The sequence below is a fragment of the Corynebacterium sp. TAE3-ERU16 genome (assembly GCF_019209935.1).
Taxonomy (GTDB): Bacteria; Actinomycetota; Actinomycetes; order Mycobacteriales; family Mycobacteriaceae; genus Corynebacterium; species Corynebacterium antarcticum.
Genome location: NZ_JAHUTN010000019.1, coordinates 1 through 1,018 on the forward strand (window position 1 = coordinate 1; position 1,018 = coordinate 1,018).

The 1,018-nt window shown below is 58.3% G+C and carries 1 protein-coding gene; it reads right to left on the minus strand.

Annotated elements, in window-relative coordinates; genetic code table 11:
* Nucleotides 1-158 precede the first annotated feature (158 nt).
* Complete coding sequence (locus tag KRX55_RS11725; RefSeq protein ID WP_218407904.1) at nucleotides 159-932, minus strand: DUF3800 domain-containing protein; 774 nt, start codon at nucleotides 930-932, stop codon at nucleotides 159-161.
* Nucleotides 933-1,018: the final 86 nt, after the last annotated feature.

Sequence of the window (1,018 nt, forward strand, 5' to 3'; positions counted from 1 at the left end):
GATCGTCAACGGAACCTCTTTGCTGTGCTCCATACCCCTCGGCTAGTCGTCTAGTGGAGGTCTATGGCTGTCGATGCTATGATCAACTACAGCGAGGCCCTATATGGCCTGTTGGTCATCCACGGGGTCTCGCACCTCGCGAACCCCTGGCCACATGGTCAGGGGTTCTTGCGTTCCTCTATCCACAGAATGCCTTGATCAGAGTCTGGGATCCAGAGCCTTTTTGTGCGTAGGTAGGCACGGATCGCGTCTGCGACGGGGGTGTGCTTCGACGACCAGTGCTCGGGGTGTTCCTGCACGTGAAGCTGGTAGGCGCCGTAGGCGACGAGATCGGCCGCCTGGATGAGCTGATTGTATTTACTGTCCTGCATCACGACGTCTTCGATGACGTACCGTGTATCCAGATTTAGCGAGCGATGTACATCGCGATAGGGTGCTGAACCACGATAGGCAGCATCCCACTGCGCTTGTATCTGTTCCGGGGTGCGTGAAGAATCATCGGGCCCGTATCCTTGCTGGCCATCGTAGAAAACCATGGCAGTGGTCTGCCTCTTCTCCGCCCAGGCGTCGAGCCAGCGGATAAACGTAGCGTAGGCCTGGGTCGCTGATCGATGAGGTGTAGCGATCGTCGCGATTGTCAAGCCATCGGCTTTCGCTAGCCATGACAGCATGATGCGGCCGGTTGCTGCGCGGCGTCCCGATGAGAACGCATCCTCGTCGGCGGCAGAGTCACAGAAGTGGCCACGGCCCTTATAGAGGTTGTTGGCGTGGAGTTCTTGGGTCTTCGGAACGCCGAACTCGCGGTGAATCTCGCGACGGCCCTGGAGCCATGAGTCAAGCACGTTGCTCCACTGTCGATCCTCGACTAAGAGCGCTGTCAGCATCCTGCCGTACCTGGAGTCCCCCGAATCGTCGACGTAGGCAAGATACACGTGGGGGACTCCGCAAGTCGGTCGGCGATCTGGTGGGAACTAAACTTCGGATAAGTCTAGCGGGTGAAACGGAGCACCGTATACCT